Below are 24,388 nucleotides of genomic sequence, written 5' to 3' on the forward strand. Positions count from 1 at the left end.
CGGGGACACCCCGTTCCCGGGGACACCCCGTTCCCGGGGACACCCCGTTCCCGGGGACACCCCGTTCCCGGGGACACCCCGTTCCCGGGGACACCCCGTCCCCGGGGACACCCCGTCCCCGTCACCCCCGTACCGCCTCCCCCGCCAGCTCCGCGAGTTCCTCCTCCGTCAGGACGAGCCCGGCCGCGGCCGCCGAGTCCCGGGCCGTCTCCGGACGGCTCGCTCCCGGGATGGGCAGGACGTTCCCCGGGCGCGAGAGCAGCCAGGCGAGCGCCACCCGCTGCGGGCTGGTCCCGCGCGCCCGCGCCACCCGGTGGAACGCCCCGAACTCCGGGTCCTCCTCCAGGGCGGACGTCCCGTCCAGGGAGCTGCGCGAGATCCCGCCCAGCGGGCTCCACGGCAGGAAGGCGAGACCGAGGTCCGCGCACAGCCGCAGCTCCGCCTCGCCCGCGCGGACGGCGGGGGAGTACCGGTTCTGTACGGAGACGAGCCGGTCGCCCAGGACCTCCCGGGCCAGCAGGATCTGCTCCGCGTCCACGTTCGAGACCCCGGCGAGGCGGACCGTGCCCGCGTCCAGCAACTCCCGCACCGCGCCGAGCGATTCGGCGTACGGGACGGCCGGGTCCGGCTTGTGCAGCTGGTACAGGCCGATCGCGTCGCCCCCGAGCCGCCGGGCCGAGGCCTCCGCCGCCCGCCGCAGGTGCCCGGGCCGGCCGTCCACGGTCCAGCCGCCGCGGGCCGTCCGCCCCCGCCCGCCCTTCGTCGCCACCAGCACCCCGTCCGTGCGGCCCCCGTACGAGGCCAGGGCCCGGGACACCAGGAGCTCGCCCTCGCCCGGCTCCCCGCCCGGCGGGTGGTAGGAGTCGGCGGTGTCGAGCAGGGTCACGCCCGCGTCCAGGGCCGCGTGCACCGTGGCGACGGCCCGCGCCCCGCCGGGCCGCCCCTCGATGGAGAGCGGCATCGTGCCGAGCCCGACCGCCCCGACCCGTACGTCCCCCAGCATCCGGAACCGCGTCACCGCACCGCTCCGACCGCCTCGGCGACGGCCCGCGCGAGCCACTCCGAGGAGTGCGTGAAGGAGTAACCCAGCTCCGTGGCCCGCGTGTTGTCCATTCCATAGGAGCGGGCGAAGGAGAACGGCGAGTTCTCCCCCGCCTCCACCTCCCCGACCGCCACCTCCCGGAACACCGTCCGGCCGCCCACCTGCCGCTCGATCTCCGCGCAGAGGTCGGCCGTGCGCAGCGGGCCGTGGGAATGCGCGTTCACCGGTCCGGTGAAGTCCGTCTCCACCGCCCAGGCGAGGAACGCGGCGATCTCCTCCACGTGGACGTAGGTCGCCGGGTGGTTCACCGCCGGCACCGCGATCGGCTCGCCGTCCCGGACGCGCCGCACGTAGTGGTCGAGCCGGCCGGTGAAGTCGTCGTCGCCGCCGAGGACGTGCGCCACCCGCACCGAGGCCCACGCGAACGGCGTCCCGGCCGCGAACACCGCCTCGGCCTGCCGCTTGCCCTCCCCGTAGTGCGCGTCGCGGAACGCCGGGTCGTCCCAGGCCGCGCCGGTGTCGACGGCGACCGACGCCAGGTCGAGGGCGGTCTCCGGGACCGGCGCGGCCGAGTCCTCGTGCTCGTACACCTCCACCGTCGACGTCATCACATAGCGCCGGACGCGCCCCGCGAAGACCCGCCGGGCGATCTCCGCCTGGCGCGGGGTGTAGCAGACCTGGTCGAGGACGACGTCGAAGGAGCGGCCCGCGAGCGCGGACGCGAGCGCGGCCTCGTCGTCACGGTCGGCCACCAGGTGCCCGATTCCCCCGGAGGGACCGCCGGGGGCTCCGGAAGAGCCCCGGTTGAGCACCGTGACGCGATGTCCGGATTCCCGCAGGAGGGCGATGACCCGCTTGCCGAAATAGCGGTTCCCGCCGATGACCAGAACGTCCATGAATTCCCACTCCCTCGCCTCTGGGGACAAGTGTTACGTTCGCCGTTCGCCGTCTGAAGGGGGAAACATGGGCGTTCCGACCGTCACGCCGAAGGAACCACGGCATTCGAGGAGCGCCGCCGACGAAACGTCGGCGGCCCCCTATGCGGCTTTCGACCCCGTCGACCGGCAGATCCTGGACCTCCTCCAGACCGACGGCCGGATCAAGCTGAGCGAGCTCGGCCGCCGCGTCCGGCTCAGCCCGGCGGCCGTCACCGAACGGGTCCGCCGCCTGGAGGCGAGCGGCGCGGTCACCGGCTACGGGGCCCGGGTCTCCCCGGCCCGCCTCGGCTACGGCCTCCAGGCCTTCATCCGGGTGAACCCGCACGGCGGCTACACCCTCAAGCACCCCCGCACCCTCGAACTGACCGCCCGCCCCGAGGTCCTGGAGGTCCACCACGTGGTGGGCGAGGACTGCTGGATCCTCAAGGTCGCCGTCACCGACACCGTCCACCTCGAAGACGTCCTGGAGCAGACCTCGGCCCTCGGCCGCACCACGACCTCGATCGTCCTGTCCTCCCCGGTGGAGGGGAAGCCGCTGCTGCCGCCGGACCGCACGCGCCCCTGAAGCCCATCCGGCTACCCCGCCCCTTGCCCTGACGCCGACGTCAAGGCCTACGGTCGGGGGCATGCGCATCGGAGAGCTGGCCGAGCGGGCCGGGACCACCACGCGGACCCTGCGGTACTACGAGTCCCGCGGTCTCCTGACCGCCCGGCGCACGGACCGGGGGCACCGCACGTACGACGAGGACGACCTGCGGCTCCTCCAGCAGATCAGGACCCTCCAGGACTTCGGGTTCGAGCTGGAGGAGACGCGGCCGTTCGTCGACTGCCTGCGCGCGGGGCACCCGGCGGGGGACGCGTGTCCCGCGTCGATCGCCGTCTACCGGCGCAAGGTCGCCGAGCTGGACGGGCTGATCGAGCAGCTCCGGGCGGTGCGCGCCCAGGTGGGCGCCCAGCTGCTGCGGGCCGAGGCGGAGCTGCCGCACGGCCCGGAACCCCGGTGCGAACTGACCACGGACACGGAGGAGTGACGGACATGACGACGAACACCACGGGCGTGACCGAGGTGACGGACGCGGACTTCGACACGGAGGTGCTGGGCTCGGGGCCGCCGGTCCTGGTGAAGTTCACCGCCGAGTGGTGCGGGCCGTGCCGGCAGCTGAAGCCGGTGCTCGGCGCGCTCGCCCAGGAGGAGGCCGGACGCCTCCGGATCGTCGAGATCGACGTGGACCGCAACCCGGGGACCACGGTGCGCTACGGGGTCCTCGCCACCCCGACCCTCATGGTCTTCCGGGCCGGCGAGCCCGTGAAGTCCCTGGTGGGCGCCCGCCCGAAGCGCCGCCTCCTGGAGGAGCTGGAGGACGTGCTCGGCTCCTGAGCCGCCGGGGCTCCCGCACCCGCCGGGAGGCACTCCCGGCGGCCCGTGCCAGACTCGGGCGGCATGAACCGTGATCACGACACGACCGGTCTGACCGTCGGGGACCGCGACCCCGAGCTGGCTGAGCTCCTCGACCGGGGGCTCGACGCGTACAACTTCGCGGCCACCGGGACCGGCCCCGAGGACCAGAGCGAGTTCTCGGTGAAGGCCGTCGATCCGGCGACCGGCGAGGTCGTCGGCGGGATCACGGCCTGGACCTGGGCCGGACTGCTCGGCATCGGCATGCTCTGGGTCCACGAGGAGCACCGCCGCGACGGCTGGGGCGGCAGGCTCCTCCGCGCCGCAGAGGAGGAGGCCCGCCGTCGCGGCTGCGACCGGGCCACCGTCTCCTCCTTCACCTTCCAGGCCCCGGACTTCTACCGCCGGCACGGCTATGTGGAGACCGGCCGCACCCTCGGCATCCCGGGCGGCGCCGAGGACGTCCACTTCCACAAGGACCTGACCGGGAACCCGGCGGACGGAGAACGGGAAAACCCCGACCGGAATTGACAGTCGGGGTGTTGTGAAGCGTATATTGATGGATTCCGTGTCTGCATATCAAAAAAGCGCACCCAGGTGCGCCTTTGAGTCACGGTGAATCTCAATAAACGCACTGTATCGCGCCGGGAGTCGAATTGTCAACCGAGGAATTTCGGAACGAACAACAATTCATCACCGATCTCTACACACGACTCGACGACCTGAGGGACCAGGCCGAGGCCGCCGTCGACCGCGCCCTGCGCACCCCCGGCACCGGCGGCAACCAGGGCCGGCTCGAACGGGACGTGATGGTCGCCGAGCAGTCCGGGCTGCTCGCCGCGCTCGACGCGGGGGAGAGCGGGCTCTGCTTCGGCCGGCTCGTCTTCCGCGACGGGCGCGACCACCACATCGGCCGGCTCGGCATCCGCGAGGACGACCCGAACCGCACCCCCCTCGTCGTCGACTGGCGCGCCGAGGTCGCCCGCCCCTTCTACCTCGCCACCGGGTACGAGCCGATGGGCCTCTCCCGCCGCCGCCACATCGGCACCACCGGCCGCACGGTCACCGCCCTCCACGACGAGGTCCTCGACCTCGCCGACGCCACCCGCACCGGGCACGAGAGCCGGGACGCCGACGAGGTGCTGCTCGCCTCGCTCGACGCCGCCCGCACCGGCCGCATGCACGACATCGTGCAGACCATCCAGGCCGAGCAGGACGCCATCATCCGTTCCCCGCACCGGGGCGTCCTCGTCGTGGAGGGCGGCCCCGGCACCGGCAAGACCGCCGTCGCCCTGCACCGGGCCGCGTACCTCCTCTACGCCCACCGCGAGCAGCTCGCCCGGCGGGCCGTCCTCATCGTCGGCCCCAACCCCGCCTTCCTCGGCTACATCGCCAACGTGCTGCCCTCCCTCGGCGAGACCGGCGTCCTGCTCGCCACCCCCGCCGAGCTCTTCCCCGGCGTCCGCGCCACCGGCACCGACGCCCCCCGGGCCGCCGCCGTCAAGGGCTCCGCCGCCATGGCCGACGCCCTCGCCGCCGCCGTACGGGACCGCCAGCGGGTCCCCGAGCGCGGCGAGCCCCTCGTCGTCCCGCACGACGACGGCGACCTGGTCGTCGACTGGGACATGGCCCTGGAGGCCCGCCACAAGGCCCGCGAGACCGCCCTCCCGCACAACCTCGCCCGCCCCTACTTCGTCTTCCGGATCCTCGACGCCCTCGCCGAGCAGCTCGCCGACCGCATCGGCGCCGACCCCTACGGCGGCCCCAACTTCCTCGGCCCCGACGACATCGCCCTGCTCGCCAAGGGCATCGCCGCCAACCCCGAGGTGTACGCGGCCCTCGACACCCTCTGGCCCGCCCTCACCCCACGGGACTTCCTCGCCGACTACCTCACCGAGCCCACCCACCTGCCCGACGCCGACGCGGACGCGATCCGGCGCGAGGGCGGCGCGTGGACCCCGGCCGACGTGCCCCTGCTCGACGAGGCCGCCGAACTGCTCGGCGAGGACGACTCGGCCCTCCGCGCCACCGAGGAGGCCGAGCGGCAGAAGCGGATCCAGTACGCGCAGGGCGTCCTCGACGTCTCCTACGCCTCCCGCACCTACGAGTTCGAGGACAAGGAGGAGCAGGACAAGGACGCCTCCGAGGTCCTCTCCGCCCACGACATCATCGACGCCGAGCGGTTCGCCGAGCGCCACGAGGAGGCCGACCACCGCACCGCCGCCGAGCGGGCCGCCGCCGACCGCACCTGGGCCTTCGGGCACATCATCGTCGACGAGGCCCAGGAGCTCTCCGCGATGGCCTGGCGGCTCCTGATGCGCCGCAGCCCCACCCGCTCCATGACCCTGGTCGGGGACCCGGCCCAGACCGGCGACCCGGCCGGCGTCGGCGCCTGGCGGGACATCCTCGGCCCGTACGTGGAGGACCGCTGGGAGCTGGTCCGGCTCGGCGTCAACTACCGCACGCCCGCCGAGATCATGGCCGTCGCCGCCGACGTGCGGCGCGAGGCCGACCCCGGCTTCGAGCCGCCGAGCTCGGTCCGCTCCACCGGCGTCGAGCCCTGGGACCGCACGGTCGAGGACCCGGTCGAGGAGGCCGCCGACGCGGTCGCCGCCGAGCGGCGCCCCGACGGACGGCTCGCCGTGATCGCCCCGCCGGAGCTGCACCCGGCCCTGGCCGGCGCCCTCCCGGACGCCGCCCGCGGCCCGGCCCCCGACCTGACCCGGCCGGTGGTCCTGCTCGACCCCCGGCAGGCCAAGGGCCTGGAGTTCGACACGGTCCTCGTCGTCGACCCGGACGGCATCCGGGCCGGCGCCCCGCACGGCGTGAACGACCTGTACGTGGCGCTGACCCGGGCCACCCAGCGCCTGGGCGTGATCAGGCCCGCGTGATCACGCCCGCCGTGCCCTTCAAGCCGGCCTGAGCCAGACCGTCGCCAGCGGCGGCAGCGTCATCCGCACGCTGGACGAGCGTCCGTGCCACGGCACCGACTCGGTCTTCACCGGGTCGGTGCCGACCACGTCCGAGCCCCCGTAGCGGCCCGCGTCCGTGTTCAGCACCTCCGTCCAGGCCGCGAAGGTGTCCGGCACCCCGAGCCGGTAGTCGTGCCGCACCACCGGCGAGAAGTTCGACACGGCGAGCAGCGGCGAGCCGAAGCCGTCGAAGCGCAGGAACGCGAAGACGTTGTCCTCGGCCGCGTCCCCGACCACCCACTCGAACCCCTCGGGCGAGGTGTCCCGCTCCCACAGCGACGGCGTCACCGTGTACACCGTGTTCAGGTCGCGGACCAGGTCCCGCACGCCCCGGTGGTCGGCCTCCGCCCCGTACTCCGGGTCGAGCAGCCACCAGTCCGGGCCCTGGTCCGCCGACCACTCCCCGCCCTGCGCGAACTCCTGGCCCATGTAAAGAAGTTGCTTGCCGGGGTGGGCCCACATGAAGCCCAGGTAGGCGCGGTGGTTCGCCCGCTGCTGCCACCAGTCGCCCGGCATCTTCGACACCAGGGCCCGCTTGCCGTGCACCACCTCGTCGTGCGAGATCGGCAGGATGTAGTTCTCGCTGTACGCGTACACCATCGAGAACGTCATCTCGTCGTGGTGGTACTTCCGGTGCACCGGCTCCTTCTGCACGTACTCCAGGGAGTCGTGCATCCAGCCCATGTTCCACTTCATGCCGAAGCCGAGGCCGCCGAAGCCGCCCGGACCCACCTGGTCCGTCGGCCGCGTCACCCCGTCCCAGGCGGTGGACTCCTCGGCGAAGGTCACGATCCCCGGGCAGCGCCGGTACACGGTCGCGTTCATCTCCTGGAGGAACGCCACCGCGTCCGGGTTCTCCCGGCCGCCGAACTCGTTCGGCACCCACTCGCCGTGCTCGCGCGAGTAGTCCAGGTAGAGCATCGAGGCGACCGCGTCCACCCGCAGGCCGTCGATGTGGAACTCCTGGCACCAGTACACGGCGTTGGCGACGAGGAAGTTCCGCACCTCCTTGCGGCCGTAGTCGAACTCCAGGGTCCCCCAGTCCGGGTGGTGCGACCGGCGCGGGTCCTCGTGCTCGTACAGCGGCCGCCCGTCGAACTCCGCCAGCGCCCAGTCGTCCTTCGGGAAGTGCGCCGGGACCCAGTCCATCAGGACCCCGATCCCCGCCCGGTGCAGCGCGTCCACCAGGTGCTTGAAGTCGTCCGGGGTGCCCATGCGGGCCGTCGGCGCGTAGAAGCCGGTCACCTGGTAGCCCCACGAGCCGCCGAAGGGGTGCTCGGCGACCGGCATGAACTCCACGTGCGTGAAGCCGAGGTCGCGCACGTACGCGGGCAGCTGCTCGGCCAGCTCGCGGTAGGTCAGCCCGGGACGCCAGGACGCCAGGTGCACCTCGTACACCGACAGCGGGGACTCGTGCGCCGGGCGCGCGCCCCGCCGTTCCATCCACTCCCCGTCGCTCCACGCGTGGTGCGACTCGGTGACGATCGACGCGGTGTTCGGCGGGCACTCGGTCCGCCGGGCCATCGGGTCCGCCCGCAGCGTGTGCGAGCCGTCGGGGCGGGCGATGTCGTACTTGTAGGCCGTGCCCTCGCCGAGGCCGGGCACGAACAGCTCCCACACGCCCGTCGAGCCGAGCGAGCGCATCGGCAGGCCCGCGCCCCAGTACGTGAACTCGCCGGTGAGCCGCACCCCGCGCGCGTTCGGCGCCCAGACCGCGAAGCGGGTGCCGGTCACGCCCTCGTGCGTCATGATCCGGGAGCCGAGCGCCGTCCACAGCTCCTCGTGCCGGCCCTCCCCGATCAGGTGCAGATCGAGGTCGCCGAGCGAGGGCAGGAAGCGGTACGGGTCCTGGACCTCCAGCTCCGTGCCCCCGGGGCCTTCGTCGTAGCGCACCCGCAGCTCGTACGCCGGCACCTTCCGCAGCAGCGGCAGCAGCCCGGAGAAGAGGCCGTCCCCGTCGTCGTGGAGCACGACCCGGCGGCCCTTGGTGAGGACGGCGACCTCCCGGGCGAACGGGCGCAGCACCCGCACCACCACCCCGCCGCGCACCGGGTGCGCGCCGAGCACCCCGTGCGGGTCGTGGTGCTCCCCGGCGAGCAGCCGGGCCCGGTCGCCCGGGTCGAGCGGTGGCGCCTTCCGTACGGCGGGCCGCTCCGGCGCCGGCTCCTTCCGCACGGCGGGCAGGTCCGCCGCGGACGCCTTCCTGGCAGTGGCTGACGCGGGCGCCTTCTTGGCAGTGGACGTCTTTCCTGCGGATCGGGCGGTCACGGGGATGCCTCCTGGAGGACGGGAAGGGGAAGGGGGGGAGTCGTGGCGAACACGCCTGTGGAACGGGCCGCGGGGACGCCGGGACACTCGGCCGAACGGGGCCGGTGGGGGTTCCCGCGGGTGGGAGCGGGCCCGGAGGACGGGCCCGCTGCTCCGAACGGGGTACTCACGGGATCGCCGCCAGACGTTCGATCGCCGCCATCGGGACCGGCAGCCAGTCCGGCCGGTGCCGGGCCTCGTAGACGACCTCGTACACCGCCTTGTCGGTCTCGTAGGCGCGCAGGAGCGCCGGGTCCGAGCGGGGGTCGGCGCCCGCCGCCTCCGCGTAGCCGGTGCAGAAGGCGGCCCGGCAGCGGGCCGCCCAGTCGGCGTTCCAGGGGCGGTGGGTGCGGGCCGCGTAGTCGAAGGAGCGGAGCATCCCGGCGACGTCCCGGACCGTGGGCTGGGGGCTGCGCCGCTCGTCCAGCGGCTTCGCGGGCTCGCCCTCGAAGTCGATCACCGCCCAGGCCCCGTCGGAGCCCCGCAGCGTCTGTCCGAGGTGCAGGTCGCCGTGGATGCGCTGGACCGCGCCCGCCCCGGCGGCCCCGCTCGCCGCCGCGAAGACGGCCCGGAGGCCGGGCACGTGCGGCAGCAGCGCGGGCACGGCCTGCGCCGCCGTGTGCAGCCGCCGGTCCATGGCGTCGGCGAGCAGCTCGGTCTCGGCCTTCCCGAGCCGCCGCGTCGGCAGCGTGTCGGCGAGGGCCAGGTGCACCTCGGCCGTGGCGCGGCCGAGCGCCCGTGCCTCGGTGGTGAACTCCCGCCCGTCGGCCAGCGCGTCGAGCGCCAGCCGCCAGCCGTCCCGGGAGTCCCGCAGGTACGGCTGGAGCACGCCGAGGGTCGCGGCCCCCGACTCGAACCAGGCGACCGGCGCGGGCACCCGGGCGCAGCCGGCCCGGCTGAGGGCGAGCGGCAGCTCCAGGTCGGGGTTGGCGCCGGGGCTGACCCGGCGGAAGATCTTGAGGATGTACGCGTCGCCGTAGACGAGCGAGGAGTTGGACTGCTCGGCGTCGAGCACGCGGGGCGCGAGCGCGGCCGGCAGGGCGGTGGTGGCGTGGAAGCGCAGCGGGCCGGTCCGGCCCGGGGTGCGCAGCCGCTCGTAGAGGAGCCCGGCGAGCCGCGGGTCGCGCAGCCCTTCGTAGACGGCCCGTCCGGCGAGCGGCCCCTGCCGGATCCGCCCGATCAGGGCGGGGGCGAGGCGGGGCGGGAGCTGGGTCCGTACGCCCAGGAGCAGTTGGTAGCAGTCGGAGGGCGAACCGGCCGGGCGGCCGGGTTGTTCGACCCGTACGAGCAGATGGAGGAGGCCGGGCCCCGGGCCGTCCGGCGGCAGCAGCTCGGTGGCCGCGTCCAGGGTGAATCCGGTGACCCTGCGGCCCTTGCCCGCGAACCAGCGCTGCCGTGGCAGCCATTCGTGGAGCAGGGGGGCGAGGGAGGGCAGGAGGGCGTCCGGGGCCCGGGTGTTGGATGCGGTCTCCGGCATGGCATCGCGTCCTTTCCCCGGGGCGCGCAGTTGGCTTTCGTATACGTTCAAATGCGCAGAGTGTCCCGGATGGCGGCTTGGACTGTCCGGATGTGCGGGACGTGTCGGAAAGGGAAGATCCGTACGGGCCCGGGAAGAAGGCCCGTATGGACCTGAATCGTGCTGTCGTTCCCAGTGCCCGTGGCGGGACGGGCGAAACCGCCCCGCCGCGGACATGGCCGAACCCGTGCGGTGTCAGTCCTTCTTGAGGCGGAACCAGTAGAACCCGTGGCCCGCGAGGGTCAGGAGGTACGGGAGTTGCCCGATGGCAGGGAACTTCACGCCACCGATCAGCTCCATCGGGTGCAGGCCGGCGAAGCGCCGCAGGTCCAGCTCGGTCGGCTGCGCGAACCGCGAGAAGTTGTTCACGCAGAGCACCAGGTCATCACCGTCCTCGCGGAGGAAGGCGAGCACCGCCGGGTTCGACGCCGGGAGTTCGGTGTACGTCCCCGTGCCGAAGGCCCGGTTCTGCTTGCGGATCTCGATCATCCGCTTCGTCCAGTGCAGCAGCGACGACGGCGACGCCATCCCCGACTCCACGTTGGTCACCTGGTAGCCGTGGACCGGGTCCATGATGGCCGGAAGGTAGAGCCTGCCCGGGTCGCAGGAGGAGAAGCCGGCGTTCCGGTCGGGCGTCCACTGCATCGGGGTGCGCACCCCGTCCCGGTCGCCCAGCCAGATGTTGTCGCCCATGCCGATCTCGTCGCCGTAGTACAGCACCGGCGAGCCGGGCAGCGAGAAGAGCAGGGCGGTGAACAGCTCCATCTGGTTGCGGTCGTTGTCCAGGAGCGGGGCGAGTCGGCGCCGGATGCCGATGTTGGCCCGCATCCGCGGGTCCTTGGCGTACTCCGCGTACATGTAGTCGCGCTCTTCGTCCGTGACCATCTCGAGCGTCAGCTCGTCGTGGTTGCGCAGGAAGATGCCCCACTGGCAGCCCGACGGGATCGCCGGGGTCTTCGCCAGGATCTCGGAGACCGGGTAGCGCGACTCGCGCCGCACGGCCATGAAGATCCGAGGCATGACCGGGAAGTGGAAGGCCATGTGGCACTCGTCGCCGCCGGACCGGAAGTCGCCGAAGTAGTCGACGACGTCCTCCGGCCACTGGTTGGCCTCGGCGAGCAGCACCGTGTCCGGGTAGTGCTCGTCGATCTCCTTCCGGACCCGCTTCAGGAAGGCGTGGGTCGCCGGGAGGTTCTCGCAGTTGGTGCCCTCCTGCTGGTACAGGTACGGCACCGCGTCGAGCCGGAAGCCGTCGATCCCCAGGTCCAGCCAGAACTTCAGCGCGGACAGGATCTCCTTCTGCACCGCCGGGTTCTCGTAGTTGAGGTCCGGCTGGTGGGAGAAGAACCGGTGCCAGTAGTACTGCTTGCGCACCGGGTCGAAGGTCCAGTTGGAGGTCTCCGTGTCGACGAAGATGATCCGGGCGTCCGGGTACTGCTTGTCGTCGTCGGCCCAGACGTAGTAGTCCCCGTACGGCCCGTCCGGGTCACGCCGCGACTCCTGGAACCACATGTGCTGGTCGCTGGTGTGGTTCATGACGAAGTCGATGACCACGCGCATGCCGCGCTGGTGGGCCGCGTCCACGAACTCCACGAAGTCGGCCAGGTCGCCGAACTCCGGGAGCACCGAGGTGTAGTCGGCGACGTCGTAGCCGCCGTCCCGCAGCGGGGACTTGAAGAACGGCGGCAGCCAGAGGCAGTCCACGCCCAGCCACTGGAGGTAGTCCAGCTTGGACGTGATGCCCTTCAGGTCGCCGACGCCGTCGCCGTTGCTGTCCTGGAAGGAGCGGACGAGGACCTCGTAGAAGACGGCCCGCTTGAACCAGTCGGGATCACGGTCCTTGGCGGGGGTGTCCTCGAACTTGTCGGGGACGGGCTCGTTGACAGTCATGAGATGGGTGACCCTCCGGTCTGCGGGGACGGTCGCAGGGCCAGCACGTGCGCCGGCGTGACGCCCGGTTCCAGGCGCACGTAGTTGGCCCTGCCCCAGTGATAGGTGTCGCCGGTGAGCTCGTCGCGCACCGGAGCGGTCTCGTGCCAGTCGAGGCCGAGTTCCGGCATGTTCAACGAGACCGTCGCCTCCTGGGTGTGGTGCGGGTCGAGGTTGACGACCACCAGAACGGTGTTCGAACCGGAGCGCTTGCTGTACGCGATCACCTGCGGGTTGTCCACGTCGTGGAAGGTCAGGTTCCGCAGCCGGCGCAGCGCCGGGTGACGGCGTCTGATCCGGTTCAGGGCCGTGATCAGCGGGGTGATCGTGCGCCCCGCGCGCTCCGCCGACTCCCAGTCCCGGGGCCGCAGTTCGTACTTCTCCGAGTCGAGGTACTCCTCGCTGCCCGCCCGCAGCGGGGTGCCCTCGCACAGCTCGTACCCGGCGTACATGCCCCAGGCGGGCGAGAGCGTCGCCGCGAGCACCGCCCGCGCCTCGAACGCGGGCCGGCCGCCCTCCTGGAGGTAGCCCGGCAGGATGTCCGGGGTGTTCACCCAGAGGTTCGGCCGCATCTGCGCGGCCGTGTCGCGGGACAGCTCCGTGAGGTACTCCGTCAGCTCCTCCTTGGTGTTGCGCCAGGTGAAGTACGTGTACGACTGCTGGAAGCCGATCGCGCCCAGGGTCCGCATCATCGCGGGCCGGGTGAACGCCTCCGCCAGGAAGATCACGTCCGGATCGGCCCTGTTGACCTCGCCGATCACCCGCTCCCAGAACACCACCGGCTTGGTGTGCGGGTTGTCGACGCGGAAGATCCGGATCCCGTGGTCCATCCAGTGCCGCAGCACCCGCACGGTCTCCTCGACGATCCCGTCCATGTCCTTGTCGAACGCCACGGGATAGATGTCCTGGTACTTCTTCGGCGGGTTCTCCGCGTACGCGATCGAACCGTCCGGGCGGTGGTGGAACCAGTCCGGGTGCTTCTCCACCCACGGGTGGTCCGGCGAGCACTGGAGCGCGAAGTCGAGCGCGACCTCCAGGCGCAGCTCCCGGGCCCGCGCCACGAAGGCGTCGAAGTCCTCGAAGGTGCCCAGGTCCGGGTGGAGGGCGTCGTGCCCGCCCTCCGGCGAACCGATCGCCCACGGCACGCCCACGTCGCTCGGCGACGCCGACAGCGAGTTGTTCGGGCCCTTGCGGTGGGTCTCGCCGATCGGGTGCACCGGCGGCAGGTACAGCACGTCGAAGCCCATCGCCGCCACCGCGGGCAGCCGCTCGGCGGCCGTGCGGAAGTTCCCCGGGACCGTGCGCCCGTCGACCGTCCGCGCCCCCTCCGAGCGCGGGAAGAACTCGTACCACGAGCCGTACAGGGCCCGCTCGCGCTCCACCTGGAGGGGGAACTTCGGTGAGGAGGTGAGCAGTTCGCGCAGCGGGTGGCGGTCCAGGACCTCCACCACCCGGGGGGCGAGCGCCGCCGCGAGCCGCACGGCGGCGGGGCGGGAGGGGTCGCGCAGGGTGTCCGCCGCCGCGAGCACCGCCTCCCGGCCGCCGCCCTTCTTCGGGACGCCCTTCGCGGCCCGCTCGTACAGCTCGGCCCCCTCGGCGAGGACCAGTTCGGAGTCGATCCCGGCCGGGATCTTGATCTTCGCCGTGTGCCGCCAGGTGGCGACCGGGTCGCTCCAGGCCTCCACGGCGTACGTCCAGGAGCCCTCGGCGTCCGGGGTGACCTCGGCCCCCCACCGGTCGGTGCCCGGGGCCAGTTCGCGCATCGGGATCCAGGGGCCGGGGCGGCCCGACGGGCCGCGCAGCACGACATTGGCGGCGACCGCGTCGTGGCCCTCGCGGAAGACGGTCGCCGTCACCTCGAAGGTCTCTCCGGCCACCGCCTTCGCGGGGCGCCGGCCGCAGTCGACCAGTGGGCGGACGTCCAGTACGGGAATGCGTCCCATGAGCGGATTCACAGCATCACCTGACGGGGTACGGGGGTGCGGGTGGTGGTGCGCTCTTTCTAGCTCCGCCGACGGCCGGCGGGTCGGGGGCGTGCCCTCTCCCGTCCGCGTTCACCCGGACGGCCGAACCGAGGGGGTGAAAGGGGGTCAGGAACGGGCGCGTGCCGGGCGTTACCGGAGGAGCCTTCCCATGGTGCACCCTCGGGCAATCCGGCGCTTTGTTAACTACTCGGTCGTAGCAAATCGGGCAAGGGCGGAAGTCGGACACGCATCCGTCACCACCCCTGTGGCACCAGGAGGTTGCTCCCGTCCGTCCCGTCACGGGGGTGTCCTCACCCGTCGGTTCCCGTTGCTCCGATCCGGTCGGGGCTACCATCGGAGCGGCACGCCGGACACACAGCGTGGTGCGTCCGCTCCGGTCCGTACTCGCCTGCGAAGGTGGAACACGTGAAGGCAATCCGTCGATTCACCGTGCGCCCCGTCCTCCCCGACACCCTTCGACCCCTCGCCGACCTGGCGCGCAACCTGCGCTGGTCCTGGCACGAGCCCACCCGGGCCCTCTTCGACTCCCTCTCCTCCGACCCGGCCCGGCCGGGCCCCCGGCCCGGCACCGACCCCGTCCGGATCCTCGGCGCCCTCGAAGCCCCCCGGCTCGCCGCGCTCGCCGCCGACCAGGACTTCCTGGCCCGGCTCCGCGCCGCCGCCGAGGACCTCGACGCCTATCTGAACGCCCCCCGCTGGTACCAGCGGCAGCCCGACGGCCTCCCCGCCGCGATCGCCTACTTCTCGCCCGAGTTCGGCGTCGCCGCCGCCCTGCCCCAGTACTCCGGCGGCCTCGGCATCCTCGCCGGCGACCACCTCAAGGCCGCCAGCGACCTCGGCGTCCCCCTGATCGGCGTCGGACTGCTCTACCGGCACGGCTACTTCCGCCAGTCCCTCGCCCGGGACGGCTGGCAGCAGGAGCAGTACCCCGTCCTCGACCCCGGCGAGCTGCCCGTCACCCTGCTCCGCGAGCCCGACGGCACCCCCGCCCGCGTCACCCTCGCCCTGCCCGGCGGCCGCAGCCTGCACGCCCGGCTCTGGACCGCCCAGGTCGGCCGCGTCCCGCTGCTCATGCTCGACTCCGACGTCGAGGAGAACGCCCCCGGCGAACGCGGCGTCACCGACCGCCTCTACGGCGGCGGCAGCGAGCACCGCCTCCTCCAGGAGATGCTCCTCGGCATCGGAGGCGTCCGCGCCGTCCGCACGTACACCCGGCTCACCGGCCACCCCGTGCCCGAGGTCTTCCACACCAACGAGGGCCACGCCGGCTTCCTCGGCCTCGAACGCATCCGTGAACTCCAGGGCGAGGGGCTCGACTTCGACAGTGCCCTGGAGACCGTCCGGGCCGGCACCGTCTTCACCACCCACACCCCCGTCCCGGCCGGCATCGACCGCTTCGACCGCACCCTGGTCGCCCGCCACCTCGGCGAGGACGGCGCCCTGCCCGGCGTCGACACCGGCCGCGTCCTCGCCCTCGGCGACGAGCTCCCCCTCGGCGGCGAACCCGGCGTCTTCAACATGGCCGCCATGGGCCTGCGCCTCGCCCAGCGCGCCAACGGCGTCTCCACCCTCCACGGCGCCGTCAGCCGCGCCATGTTCGCCGGACTATGGCCGGGATTCGACCCCGACGAAGTGCCCATCACCTCCATCACCAACGGCGTCCACGCCCCCACCTGGGTCGCCCCCGAGGTCGGCCCCCTCGGCCCCGACGCGAGCGACCGCGAGCTGTGGGACCTGCGCCGCACCCTGCGCGAACGGCTCGTGACCGACGTGCGGGACCGGCTGCGCGCCTCCTGGCGGCAGCGCGGCGCGGCCGCCGCCGAACTCGGCTGGACCGACTCCGTCCTCGACCCCGACGTCCTCACCATCGGCTTCGCCCGCCGCGTCCCCTCGTACAAGCGGCTCACCCTGATGCTGCGGGACAAGGACCGGCTGCGGTCGCTGCTGCTCCACCCCGAGCGGCCCGTGCAGCTCGTCGTCGCCGGCAAGGCCCACCCCGCCGACGACGGCGGCAAGCGGCTCGTCCAGGAACTCGTCCGCTTCGCCGACGACCCCCGGGTCCGGCACCGGATCGTCTTCCTGCCCGACTACGGCATGGAGATGGCCCGCGGCCTCTACCCCGGCTGCGACGTCTGGCTCAACAACCCCCTGCGCCCCCTGGAGGCCTGCGGCACCAGCGGCATGAAGGCCGCCCTCAACGGCTGCCTCAACCTCTCCGTCCTCGACGGCTGGTGGGACGAGTGGTTCGAGCCGGACTTCGGCTGGGCCATCCCCACCGCCGACGGCGCGGCCGCCGCCGACGAGGAGCGCCGCGACGACCTGGAGGCCGCCGCCCTCTACGAGCTGATCGAGCGCCGGGTCGCCCCCCGCTTCTACGACCGGGGCGCCGACGGCGTCCCGGCCGGCTGGACGGCGATGGTCCGGCGCACCCTCGCCGACCTCGGCCCCAAGGTCCTCGCCGACCGCATGGTCCGCGAGTACGTCGAGCGGCTCTACGCCCCCGCCGCCACCGCCCGCCGGGCGCTCACCCCGGACCGGGCCGGCGAGCTCGCCGCCTGGAAGGCCCGGGTCCGGGAGGCCTGGCCCAAGGTGACCGTCGACCACGTCGAGGTCGGCGACGGCCTCGCGGACGACGTGGCCGACGCGGAGCTGGGCGCCACCCCGGTCGTCCGGGTCCGGGTCGCCCTCGGCGCGCTCGGCCCCGACGACGTCGAGGTCCAGGCCGTCACCGGCCGGGTCGACGCCGACGACACCCTCACCGCGCCCCGCACCGTCACCCTCAAGCCGGCGGGCGGCCCGGACCTGGAGGGCCGCCTCCCGTACGCGGGCACCCTGGAGCTCGACCGCACCGGCTCCTTCGGCTGCACCGTCCGCGTCCTGCCCGCCCACCCCCTCCTCGCCCACCCGGCCGAGCTGGGCCTCGCGGCCCTGCCGGAGGAGACGACGGGGGAGGGGGCGGGGGTGCTGCTGCGATAGCGGCCCGTCCGGTCCGTCGCGGGGCGCCCTGATCGTGGGGCGCCCCGTGCCACGGTGACGCCCGATCCCCCTGTTTCGCTGGATTCGTACAACCATCCGCACGCTCATGAGTCATCCAAGGCGATGACGCCGTAGGCGTGCTGGTTTCGTTTCCAGGGGGAACCCACATGAATCACCGCATATCCCTGCGCGCCCGCGTGCTCCCGGCCGTGGTCGCCGCCGGAGTGCTCGTGCCCGCCGTGGTGGGCGCGGCGCCCGCCTCCGCCGCCACCGCGCCGCAGGTCAGCTGCACGTCGGGCAAGGCCGGGCTCGCCGCCAAGCTCCAGAAGGACATCACCGCCGCCCTCGCCACGCGCACCGGCACCGTCGCCGTCGGCCTGCGCGACCGCGCCACGAACACCACCTGCACCCTGCGCGCCACGTCCTCGTACGACTCGGCCAGCGTCGTGAAGGTGACCGTCCTCGCCGCGCTCCTCTGGGACGCCAAGAAGACCAACCGCTACCTGACCTCGCGCGAGAACACCCTCGCCACCGCCATGATCACCAAGTCCGACAACGCGGCCACCACCTCCCTGTGGAACCAGCTCGGCGTCACCAAGGTGAAGGGCTTCCTGACGGCCGCCGGCATGACGCGGACGGTGCCGGGATCCGGCGGCTACTGGGGGCTCACCCAGATCAACGTCACCGACGAGCAGCGGCTGCTCTCGCTGATCAGCGCCAAGAACTCCGTCCTGAGCGACAACTCCCGCGCCTACGTCCTCAAGCTCATGAAGAACGTCGTCAGCTCGCAGAAGTGGGGCACCCCGGCCGGCGCGCCCTCCTCCGTCTCCGTGCACGTCAAGAACGGCTGGCTGCAGCGCGCCACGCGCGGCTGGCGCGTGCACAGCGTCGGCGCGTTCCAGGGCGGCGGCCACGACTACACCGTCTCGATCCTCACCGACGGCAACAGCTCGATGAACTACGGCGTGACCACGATCCAGGCCGTGGCCAAGGTGATCCACCGGGACCTGGTCCCGACCGCGCCCGCCGCGTCCCGCTACACGCCGACCGCCGCGCCCCAGGAGGCGCACGTCGCGGTGCCCCGCGGCTGACGGGCCCGGCGGAGACGCGCGGACGCCCCGGGGGCAGTGCCCCCGGGGCGTCCGTCACTTCGTTCCGGCCCGTCCCGTGAGGGTTACGGGAAGGTCAGCTTGAAGGCGTTGATGTAGCCGGTGTCGGCCGAGGCCTTGTCCTGGACGCGGAGCTTCCAGGCGCCGTTGGCGAAGGTTGTAGACCGAGCCGTCGGGGGCGACGAGGTCGACGATCAGGTCGCCCTTGTAGGTGTGGACGATGTCCACGCCGACGGAGAGGTTGCTGGGCGCGTTGCCGGTGACGCCGGTGACGTTGACCGTCGAGGTGACGGCGGCGCCGTTGTCCGGGACCGCGACGTCGGCGGTGTTCTCGAAGACCTTGCCACCGGGGTTGCCGCCGCCGGGGCGGGCGCCGACGTTGATGCCGGCCCAGGCGTTCTCGACGGCCGTCACCTCGGGGCTGGTGGCGCCGTAGAGCGCCTTCGCCACGTCGACCGTGCCCGTGCGGGCGGCCGCGTAGTTGGTGTTCGAGCCGAACTTGGTGGTGAGCGCCTTGAACCAGATCAGCGCGGCCTTGTCCCGGCCGATGCCCGTGACGGGCAGGCCGTCCGAGGTCGGCGAGTCGTAGTTCACGCCGTTGATCGTCTTGGTGCCGCTGCCCTCGGAGAGCAGGTAGAACCAGTGGTTCGCCGGGCCCGAGGAGTAGTGGACGTCGATCGAGCCGATGCCCGAGTACCAGGCGTCCTTGGACGAGCCGTCCTTGCTCGGCTTGTCCATGTAGCGCAGCGGGGTGCCGTTGCCGCGGATGTCGATCTTCTCGCCGACCAGGTAGTCGCCCTGGTCCTGGGCGTTGTTGGCGTAGAACTCGACGGCCGCCGCGAAGATGTCCGAGGTGGCCTCGTTGAGGCCGCCGGACTCGCCGCTGTAGACGAGCTTGGCGGTGACCGAGGTCAGGCCGTGCGTCATCTCGTGCGCGGCCACGTCGATCGAGGTCAGCGGCTTGGTGTTGCCCGCGCCGTCGCCGTACGTCATGCAGAAGCAGGAGTCCTGCCAGAAGGCGTTGACGTACGCGTTGCCGTAGTGGACCCGGGAGTACGCGCCGACGCCGTCACCGCGGATGCCGGTGCGGCCGTGCACGTTCTTGTAGTAGTCCCAGGTGAGCGCGGCGCCGTAGTGCGCGTCGGCGCCCGCGGTCTCCTTGTTGGACGGGTTGCCGTTGCCCCACACGTCGGTGGAGTTGGTGAACAGCGTTCCCGTGCCGGAGCTGCCGCCGTTGAGGTTGTACGTCTTGTGGCTGCCGCGGCTCGTGTCCGTCAGCGTGTACGAGGGCGCGGTGCCGAGGGTCACCTGGCCGCTGTACTGCGTGTTGCCGGTGCCCGTCTCGACGGCCTGCCACTCGTAGAGCTTCGCGCCCGTCTTGGCGTCCGTGACGACGTGCAGCTCGTTCGGGGTGCCGTCGTGCTGGAGGCCGCCGACGACGGTCTCGTACGCGAGGACCGGGGAGCCCTCGGCGAGCCAGACGACCTTGCGGGGGGCGCGGCTGGCGGCGGTCTTCTCGGAGCCGTCCGCCCGCGCGAGGCCGACGGCCTGCTTCTCGGCGGCCGCCGGGGCGACCTCGGCGGTCGTGTCGACGTTCTTCAGCTCCGCGCGGACCGCCTTGGTGACGCTCTGCCGGGCGCCGGCCTTCGACTCCTCGACGACCAGGTCGCCGCCGAGCACGGGCAGGCCCGCGTAGGTCCGCTCGTAGCGGGTGTGGGTCGTGCCGTCGCGGTCCTGGACGACGTCGCGGACGACCAGCTTCTCCTGGGCGCCGAGGCCGAGGGACTTGGCCGTGGCGGCCTTGTCGGCGTCGGCCGCCTTGATGAGCGCGGTGCGCTCGGCGGGGGTGAGGTCGGCCGGGAGCTTGCCCGGATTCGCCGACGTGCCCTGCTGCGCCTTGGGGGCGACGCTGAACGGGGTGTCCGCCGCGGTGGCGGCGCCCGTCTGGACGCTCACGGCGAGCATGGCGGCGGCGGCTATCAGGGCGCCGGTCGCGGTGGCGCGACGGCTGGGCGTGGATCTCACGCGGACTCCTTTTGCGAGGGGGGTACCGGCGGGCCTGGGTGAGTCCGTCGGGCAGAGCAAGGAGAGCGGTTGAGCACGTTCGGGTGATGCCTGAACTTTCGTTCGTACAGCCGGGGAGAGAGTCGCAGGGATGACGGGGACCTGTCATGAGTGCGGCTGGAAGTTGGCCAGAAATCGTCCGCTGCTGGTACGGCCGCGTTCGTTAAGCGGACGTTTCGTGGACCGTGGGCGGGGCGTGGGGTGGTGTTCGGCCTGAGGCGCGTTTTCGCCCGTGGTACCGGGGCGGTGGGGGCGTGCGCCGGTGCGCCGGGGCGCGTGGGCGGTTCCGGGGGCCGCCTTCGGGAGCGCGTGACGCACGGCGCCCGAGGGTCCCGGCGGAGTGACCGGTTCTCGTGCGCCCCGCATCGCGCCCCACGTCCCGAACGCGGCCCCCCTCCGAGGCCCCCGTTCCCGTCTCAGCCCACCAGGCTGTCCCGCCACGCCCGGTGCAGGCCCGCGTAGTGGCCGTCCCCCGTCACCAGGGCCGACGGGGGGCCGTCCTCGACGATCCGGCCCGACTCCATCACCAGGACCCGGTCCGCCACCTCCACCGTCGACAGGCGGTGGGCGACGACCACCGCCGTACGGCCCTTCAGGACCGTGTCCATGGCCTGCTGGACCGCCCTTTCGCCGGGCACGTCCAGGGAGCTCGTCGCCTCGTCCAGGATCAGGACCGCCGGGTCCGCCAGGAGCGCGCGGGCGAAGGCCACCAGTTGGCGCTGGCCGGCCGAGATCCGGCCGCCGCGCTTGCGCACGTCCGTGTCGTAGCCGTCGGGGAGCCCCGCGATGAAGTCGTGGGCCCCGATGGCCTTCGCCGCCTCCTCGATCTCGGCGCGGGTCGCGTCCGGGCGGCCGATCGCGATGTTCTCCGCCACCGTGCCCGAGAAGAGGAACGCCTCCTGGGTGACCATGACGATTCCGCGTCGCAGCTCCGGGGTGGTGAGGTCGCGCAGGTCGACGCCGTCGAGGAGGACCTGCCCCTCCGTCGGGTCGTAGAAGCGGGCCAGGAGCTTCGCCAGGGTCGACTTTCCCGCGCCCGTCGCTCCCACCACGGCCACCGTCTGGCCGGCCGGGATCTTCAGGTCGAAGGTGGGGAGGACCTCGCCGCCCGTGCGGTACGCGAACCTCACGTCGTCGAAGACCACCTCCCGGCCGGGGGCGCCCTCGCGGCGGGGGAGTTCGCGGGGCGCCGTCGTCTCCGGGACGCCCGGTTCCTGGGCCAGGAGGCCCGCGATCTTGGCGAGGGACGCCGCCGCCGACTCGTACGAGTTGAGGAACATGCCCAGGCGGTCGATCGGGTCGTACAGGCGCCGCATGTAGAGGACGGCGGCCGCCAGGACGCCCAGTTCCAGGGAGCCCTCCGCCACCCGGTACGCGCCCCAGAGGCACATTCCGGCCACCGCCGTGTTCGCCACCAGGCGCGAGCCCACGACGTAGCGGGCCATCTCCAGGAGCGCGTCGCCGTTGCTTCGTTCGTGGCGGTGGTTGAGGGCCGCGAACTCCGCGTCGTTGGTCTCCTCGCGGCGGAACGCCCGGACCGGGCGGATGCCGTTCATCGTCTCCGCGAACTTCACGATCACGCCCGCGATCGCGGTGGAGCGCTCGCCGTACACCCGGCCCGCGCGGCGGCGGTAGAGCTGCACCAGGAGGTAGAGCGGGACGAAGGACGCCGTCGCCACCGCGCCGATGCCCAGGTCCAGCCAGAGCAGGACGAGGGTGATCGAGACGAAGGAGAGGACCACGCCGATCAGTTCCTGGAGGCCCTCCGAGAGCAGTTCGCGCAGCGACTCCACGTCCGTGGTCGAGCGGGAGATCAGCCGGCCCGAGGTGTAGCGCTCGTGGAAGTCGACGCTGAGGACCTGCGCGTGGCGGAAGATCCGGCCGCGCAGGTCCAGGAGGACGTCCTGGTTGATCCGGGCCGCCCCCCGGACGAAGACGTACTGGAGGAGGCCCGAGAGGACCGAGCAGAGGAGGTAGCCGAGGGCCACGGCGACCACCGGGCCGTGGTCCCCCGCGCGGAAGGCCGGGACGGCGCGGTCGATGGCGTACGCGACGAGCAGCGGGCCCGCCTGGACCGCGGCCTCCTTGACCAGGAGGACGAGCGCGGCGACCGCGACCCGCGCGCGGTGCGCGGAGAGCAGGGAGCGGAGCAGGGCGCCCGTCGCCCCCGGGGGAGCGGGCAGGTCGTCGCGGTCGAAGGGGTCCGGCTCGTCCGGCGGGGTGGTGGGCGGCTTGGTGAGCGTGGTGTCCGTCATCGCCGTTCCTTCCCGCCCGACATCAGCCAGGCGTACTCCTCGCTGCCGCGCAGCAGTTCCTGGTGGGTGCCCACGGCCGTGATCCGGCCCCCGGACAGCAGCGCGACCCGGTCGGCCAGCATCACCGTCGACGGGCGGTGCGCCACCACCAGGGCCGTCGTCTCCCGCAAGACCTCCCGCAGGGCCGCCTCCACCCGCGCCTCAGTGTGCACGTCGAGGGCGGAGAGGGGGTCGTCCAGGACGAGGAAGCGGGGCCGGCCGACCACCGCGCGGGCCAGGGCGAGCCGCTGCCGCTGGCCGCCCGACAGGCTCAGACCCTGCTCGCCGACCCGGGTCGCGGCGGCCTCGGGCAGCCGGTCCACGAAGCCGTCCGCCTGGGCCACGCCGAGGGCCCGCCGCAGTTCCGGCTCCCCGGCCTCCGCCCCGGCCCCCATCAGGACGTTCTCGCCGACGGACGTGGAGAACAGGGTGGGTTCCTCGAAGGCCATCGACACCAGGGAGCGCAGTCGGTCCCGCTCCATCAGCGCGACGTCCTCGCCGTCGAGGAGGATCCGGCCGCCCGTCGTCTCGTGCAGGCGCGGCACGAGGGCGGTGAGGGTCGTCTTGCCGGAGCCCGTGCCGCCGACCAGGGCCAGCGTCTCGCCGGGGCGGATGTGCAGGTCGACGCCGTCCAGGACCGGCGGGGCGCCCTCGGGGGCGTCCGGGTAGCGGAAGGTGACGTTCTCGAAGCGCACCCCGTCCGGGCCGTCGGCCCGCGGGACCCCGGGGGCGGCCGTGTCCGGCTCCTCCGGGGCGTCCATCACCTCGAAGTACCGCTCCGTCGCCGTCGCCGCCTCCTGGCTCATCGCGAGCAGGAAGCCGATCGACTCCACCGGCCAGCGCAGCGCGAGCGCCGTCGACAGGAACGCCACGAGCGTGCCCGCCGACAGGCCGCCGTCCGCGACCTGCACCGTGCCGAGGACGAGCGCCGCGCCGATGGCCAGTTCCGGTACGACCGTGATGACCGCCCAGATCGCGGCGAGCAGCCGGGCCTTGACCAGCTCCGTGCCCCGCAGGCGCTCGGAGAGCTCGCGGAAGGCCCGCGCCTGGCTGCGGTGCCGGCCGAAGCCCTTGACGATCCGGATGCCGAGGACGCTCTCCTCCACGACCGTCGTCAGATCGCCCACCTGGTCCTGGGCCCTGCGCGCCACCAGGCCGTACCGGCCCTCGAAGAGCGAGCAGACGACCACCAGCGGCAGCACCGGGGTCAGCAGCACCAGGCCGAGGGACCAGTCCTGGGAGAGCAGCAGCACGTACCCGGCGAGGATCGTCACGCCGTTGACCAGGAGGAAGGTCAGCGGGAAGGCGAGGAACATCCGGACCAGCATCAGGTCCGTCGTCCCGCGCGAGAGGAGCTGGCCCGACGCCCACCGGTCGTGGAAGGCGATCGGCAGCCGCTGGAGCCTGCCGTACAGGTCCGACCGCATCCGCGCCTCCACCCCGGCGAGCGGCCGCGCCACCAGCCAGCGCCGGAAGCCGAAGAGCACCGCCTCCGTGATCCCGAGCAGCAGCAGGTACAGCGCGCCGAGCCACACGCCCCCGGGGTCCCGGTCCGCGACGGGCCCGTCCACCAGCCACTTCAGGACGAGGGGGATGACGAGCGACAGACAGGAGGCGACTATCGCGACGAAGGCGGCCGTGAACAGCCGCCCCCGCACGGGTCGTACGTACGGCCACAGGCGGAGCAGGACGCGCACCGCCGACCGGTCGGCGGCGTCCGCCGGGTTCGCTGGGGGCAAGGGTTTCTCGGGCATCAGGTCCGACCTTACGGTTCACCACTGACACCGCTCATCCGGTTTTCCGGCCGCGGCTCCCCGGGTCGTACCGGCCGTCAACCGATCGGCCGACGGCCGGTACGAG

15 protein-coding genes and 1 pseudogene are annotated in these 24,388 nt (G+C 72.9%); 7 read left to right on the plus strand and 9 right to left on the minus strand.

Translation table 11 applies throughout. The features are described 5' to 3' along the window. Positions 1-121: 121 nt before the first annotated feature. Together ADL08_RS31995 and ADL08_RS32000 are read right to left on the minus strand one after the other, a co-directional pair. On the minus strand, positions 122-1,003 hold the full coding sequence (locus ADL08_RS31995; protein WP_053649297.1) for an aldo/keto reductase: 882 nt from the start codon (positions 1,001-1,003) through the stop codon (positions 122-124). Positions 1,004-1,014: 11 nt separating this feature from the next. Beyond that, entirely contained in the window at positions 1,015-1,938 is a 924-nt protein-coding gene (locus ADL08_RS32000) for an NAD-dependent epimerase/dehydratase family protein (protein WP_053649233.1), read from the minus strand. 67 nt (positions 1,939-2,005) lie between these two features. Between ADL08_RS32000 and ADL08_RS32005 the strand changes: the two genes are divergently transcribed. The 5 genes from ADL08_RS32005 to ADL08_RS32025 all read left to right on the plus strand — a co-directional run bounded on the left by ADL08_RS32005 (position 2,006) and on the right by ADL08_RS32025 (position 6,267). Next, positions 2,006-2,545, plus strand: coding sequence for an Lrp/AsnC family transcriptional regulator (locus ADL08_RS32005; protein ID WP_078968564.1), 540 nt, complete (start codon positions 2,006-2,008; stop codon positions 2,543-2,545). A gap of 61 nt (positions 2,546-2,606) precedes the next feature. Continuing rightward, positions 2,607-3,011 carry a MerR family transcriptional regulator gene (locus ADL08_RS32010; RefSeq protein ID WP_053649235.1) on the plus strand — a complete coding sequence of 135 codons (405 nt, stop codon included), beginning with the start codon at positions 2,607-2,609 and terminating at the stop codon, positions 3,009-3,011. Between the two features lie 5 nt (positions 3,012-3,016). After that, the gene (locus tag ADL08_RS32015) at positions 3,017-3,358 is read left to right on the plus strand and encodes a thioredoxin family protein (protein WP_053649237.1); all 342 of its coding nucleotides are present in this window, start codon (positions 3,017-3,019) and stop codon (positions 3,356-3,358) included. A 63-nt stretch (positions 3,359-3,421) separates the two neighbouring features. Next, positions 3,422-3,907 (plus strand): GNAT family N-acetyltransferase, encoded by a 486-nt coding sequence (locus ADL08_RS32020; RefSeq protein WP_053649238.1) that lies wholly within the window; start codon positions 3,422-3,424, stop codon positions 3,905-3,907. Positions 3,908-4,032: 125 nt separating this feature from the next. Next, a complete protein-coding gene (locus tag ADL08_RS32025) occupies positions 4,033-6,267 on the plus strand; it encodes a HelD family protein (RefSeq protein WP_053649241.1) in 2,235 nt (744 codons plus the stop codon). Between the two features lie 18 nt (positions 6,268-6,285). Here ADL08_RS32025 and glgB read toward each other — a convergent pair whose 3' ends face one another. The 4 genes from glgB to ADL08_RS32045 all read right to left on the minus strand — a co-directional run bounded on the left by glgB (position 6,286) and on the right by ADL08_RS32045 (position 14,043). Beyond that, positions 6,286-8,616, minus strand: a complete 2,331-nt coding sequence (gene glgB / locus ADL08_RS32030; protein WP_078968565.1) for a 1,4-alpha-glucan branching enzyme — start codon at positions 8,614-8,616, stop codon at positions 6,286-6,288. A gap of 166 nt (positions 8,617-8,782) precedes the next feature. Beyond that, the gene (locus tag ADL08_RS32035; RefSeq protein ID WP_053649245.1) at positions 8,783-10,132 is read right to left on the minus strand and encodes a maltokinase N-terminal cap-like domain-containing protein; all 1,350 of its coding nucleotides are present in this window, start codon (positions 10,130-10,132) and stop codon (positions 8,783-8,785) included. Positions 10,133-10,366: 234 nt separating this feature from the next. Further along, the gene (gene treS, locus ADL08_RS32040) at positions 10,367-12,061 is read right to left on the minus strand and encodes a maltose alpha-D-glucosyltransferase (protein ID WP_053649247.1); all 1,695 of its coding nucleotides are present in this window, start codon (positions 12,059-12,061) and stop codon (positions 10,367-10,369) included. Continuing rightward, on the minus strand, positions 12,058-14,043 hold the full coding sequence (locus ADL08_RS32045) for an alpha-1,4-glucan--maltose-1-phosphate maltosyltransferase (protein ID WP_053649249.1): 1,986 nt from the start codon (positions 14,041-14,043) through the stop codon (positions 12,058-12,060). The genes treS and ADL08_RS32045 overlap by 4 nt, the downstream gene beginning before the upstream one ends. A gap of 447 nt (positions 14,044-14,490) precedes the next feature. On the opposite strand from ADL08_RS32045, the gene glgP reads away from it, so the two are divergent. Together glgP and ADL08_RS32055 are read left to right on the plus strand one after the other, a co-directional pair. Further along, complete coding sequence (gene glgP, locus ADL08_RS32050; RefSeq protein ID WP_053649252.1) at positions 14,491-17,061, plus strand: alpha-glucan family phosphorylase; 2,571 nt, start codon at positions 14,491-14,493, stop codon at positions 17,059-17,061. 167 nt (positions 17,062-17,228) lie between these two features. Next, positions 17,229-18,152 (plus strand): serine hydrolase, encoded by a 924-nt coding sequence (locus tag ADL08_RS32055; RefSeq protein ID WP_053649254.1) that lies wholly within the window; start codon positions 17,229-17,231, stop codon positions 18,150-18,152. Positions 18,153-18,235: 83 nt separating this feature from the next. Here ADL08_RS32055 and ADL08_RS32060 read toward each other — a convergent pair. The 3 genes and pseudogenes from ADL08_RS32060 to ADL08_RS32070 all read right to left on the minus strand — a co-directional run bounded on the left by ADL08_RS32060 (position 18,236) and on the right by ADL08_RS32070 (position 24,282). Continuing rightward, positions 18,236-20,195: pseudogene (locus tag ADL08_RS32060) on the minus strand (M4 family metallopeptidase). 455 nt (positions 20,196-20,650) lie between these two features. Beyond that, positions 20,651-22,489, minus strand: a complete 1,839-nt coding sequence (locus ADL08_RS32065; protein ID WP_053649256.1) for an ABC transporter ATP-binding protein — start codon at positions 22,487-22,489, stop codon at positions 20,651-20,653. Then, on the minus strand, positions 22,486-24,282 hold the full coding sequence (locus ADL08_RS32070; protein ID WP_053649259.1) for an ABC transporter ATP-binding protein: 1,797 nt from the start codon (positions 24,280-24,282) through the stop codon (positions 22,486-22,488). The genes ADL08_RS32065 and ADL08_RS32070 overlap by 4 nt, the downstream gene beginning before the upstream one ends. Positions 24,283-24,388: the final 106 nt, after the last annotated feature.

Origin of the sequence: Streptomyces sp. NRRL F-6492 (assembly GCF_001280125.1) — a bacterium.
In the GTDB taxonomy this organism is placed as follows: Bacteria; Actinomycetota; Actinomycetes; order Streptomycetales; family Streptomycetaceae; genus Streptomyces.

Bases quoted from the DNA above. Each gene is read 5' to 3' on its own strand.
- ADL08_RS32045 (WP_053649249.1), bottom strand. From the start codon at position 14,043: ATGGGACGCATTCCCGTACTGGACGTCCGCCCACTGGTCGACTGCGGC.
- ADL08_RS31995 (WP_053649297.1), bottom strand. From the start codon at position 1,003: ATGCTGGGGGACGTACGGGTCGGGGCGGTCGGGCTCGGCACGATGCCG.
- ADL08_RS32020 (WP_053649238.1), top strand. From the start codon at position 3,422: ATGAACCGTGATCACGACACGACCGGTCTGACCGTCGGGGACCGCGAC.
- ADL08_RS32055 (WP_053649254.1), top strand. From the start codon at position 17,229: ATGAATCACCGCATATCCCTGCGCGCCCGCGTGCTCCCGGCCGTGGTC.
- ADL08_RS32070 (WP_053649259.1), bottom strand. From the start codon at position 24,282: ATGCCCGAGAAACCCTTGCCCCCAGCGAACCCGGCGGACGCCGCCGAC.
- ADL08_RS32015 (WP_053649237.1), top strand. From the start codon at position 3,017: ATGACGACGAACACCACGGGCGTGACCGAGGTGACGGACGCGGACTTC.
- ADL08_RS32005 (WP_078968564.1), top strand. From the start codon at position 2,006: ATGGGCGTTCCGACCGTCACGCCGAAGGAACCACGGCATTCGAGGAGC.
- ADL08_RS32000 (WP_053649233.1), bottom strand. From the start codon at position 1,938: ATGGACGTTCTGGTCATCGGCGGGAACCGCTATTTCGGCAAGCGGGTC.
- ADL08_RS32065 (WP_053649256.1), bottom strand. From the start codon at position 22,489: ATGACGGACACCACGCTCACCAAGCCGCCCACCACCCCGCCGGACGAG.
- ADL08_RS32035 (WP_053649245.1), bottom strand. From the start codon at position 10,132: ATGCCGGAGACCGCATCCAACACCCGGGCCCCGGACGCCCTCCTGCCC.
- ADL08_RS32010 (WP_053649235.1), top strand. From the start codon at position 2,607: ATGCGCATCGGAGAGCTGGCCGAGCGGGCCGGGACCACCACGCGGACC.
- treS (WP_053649247.1), bottom strand. From the start codon at position 12,061: ATGACTGTCAACGAGCCCGTCCCCGACAAGTTCGAGGACACCCCCGCC.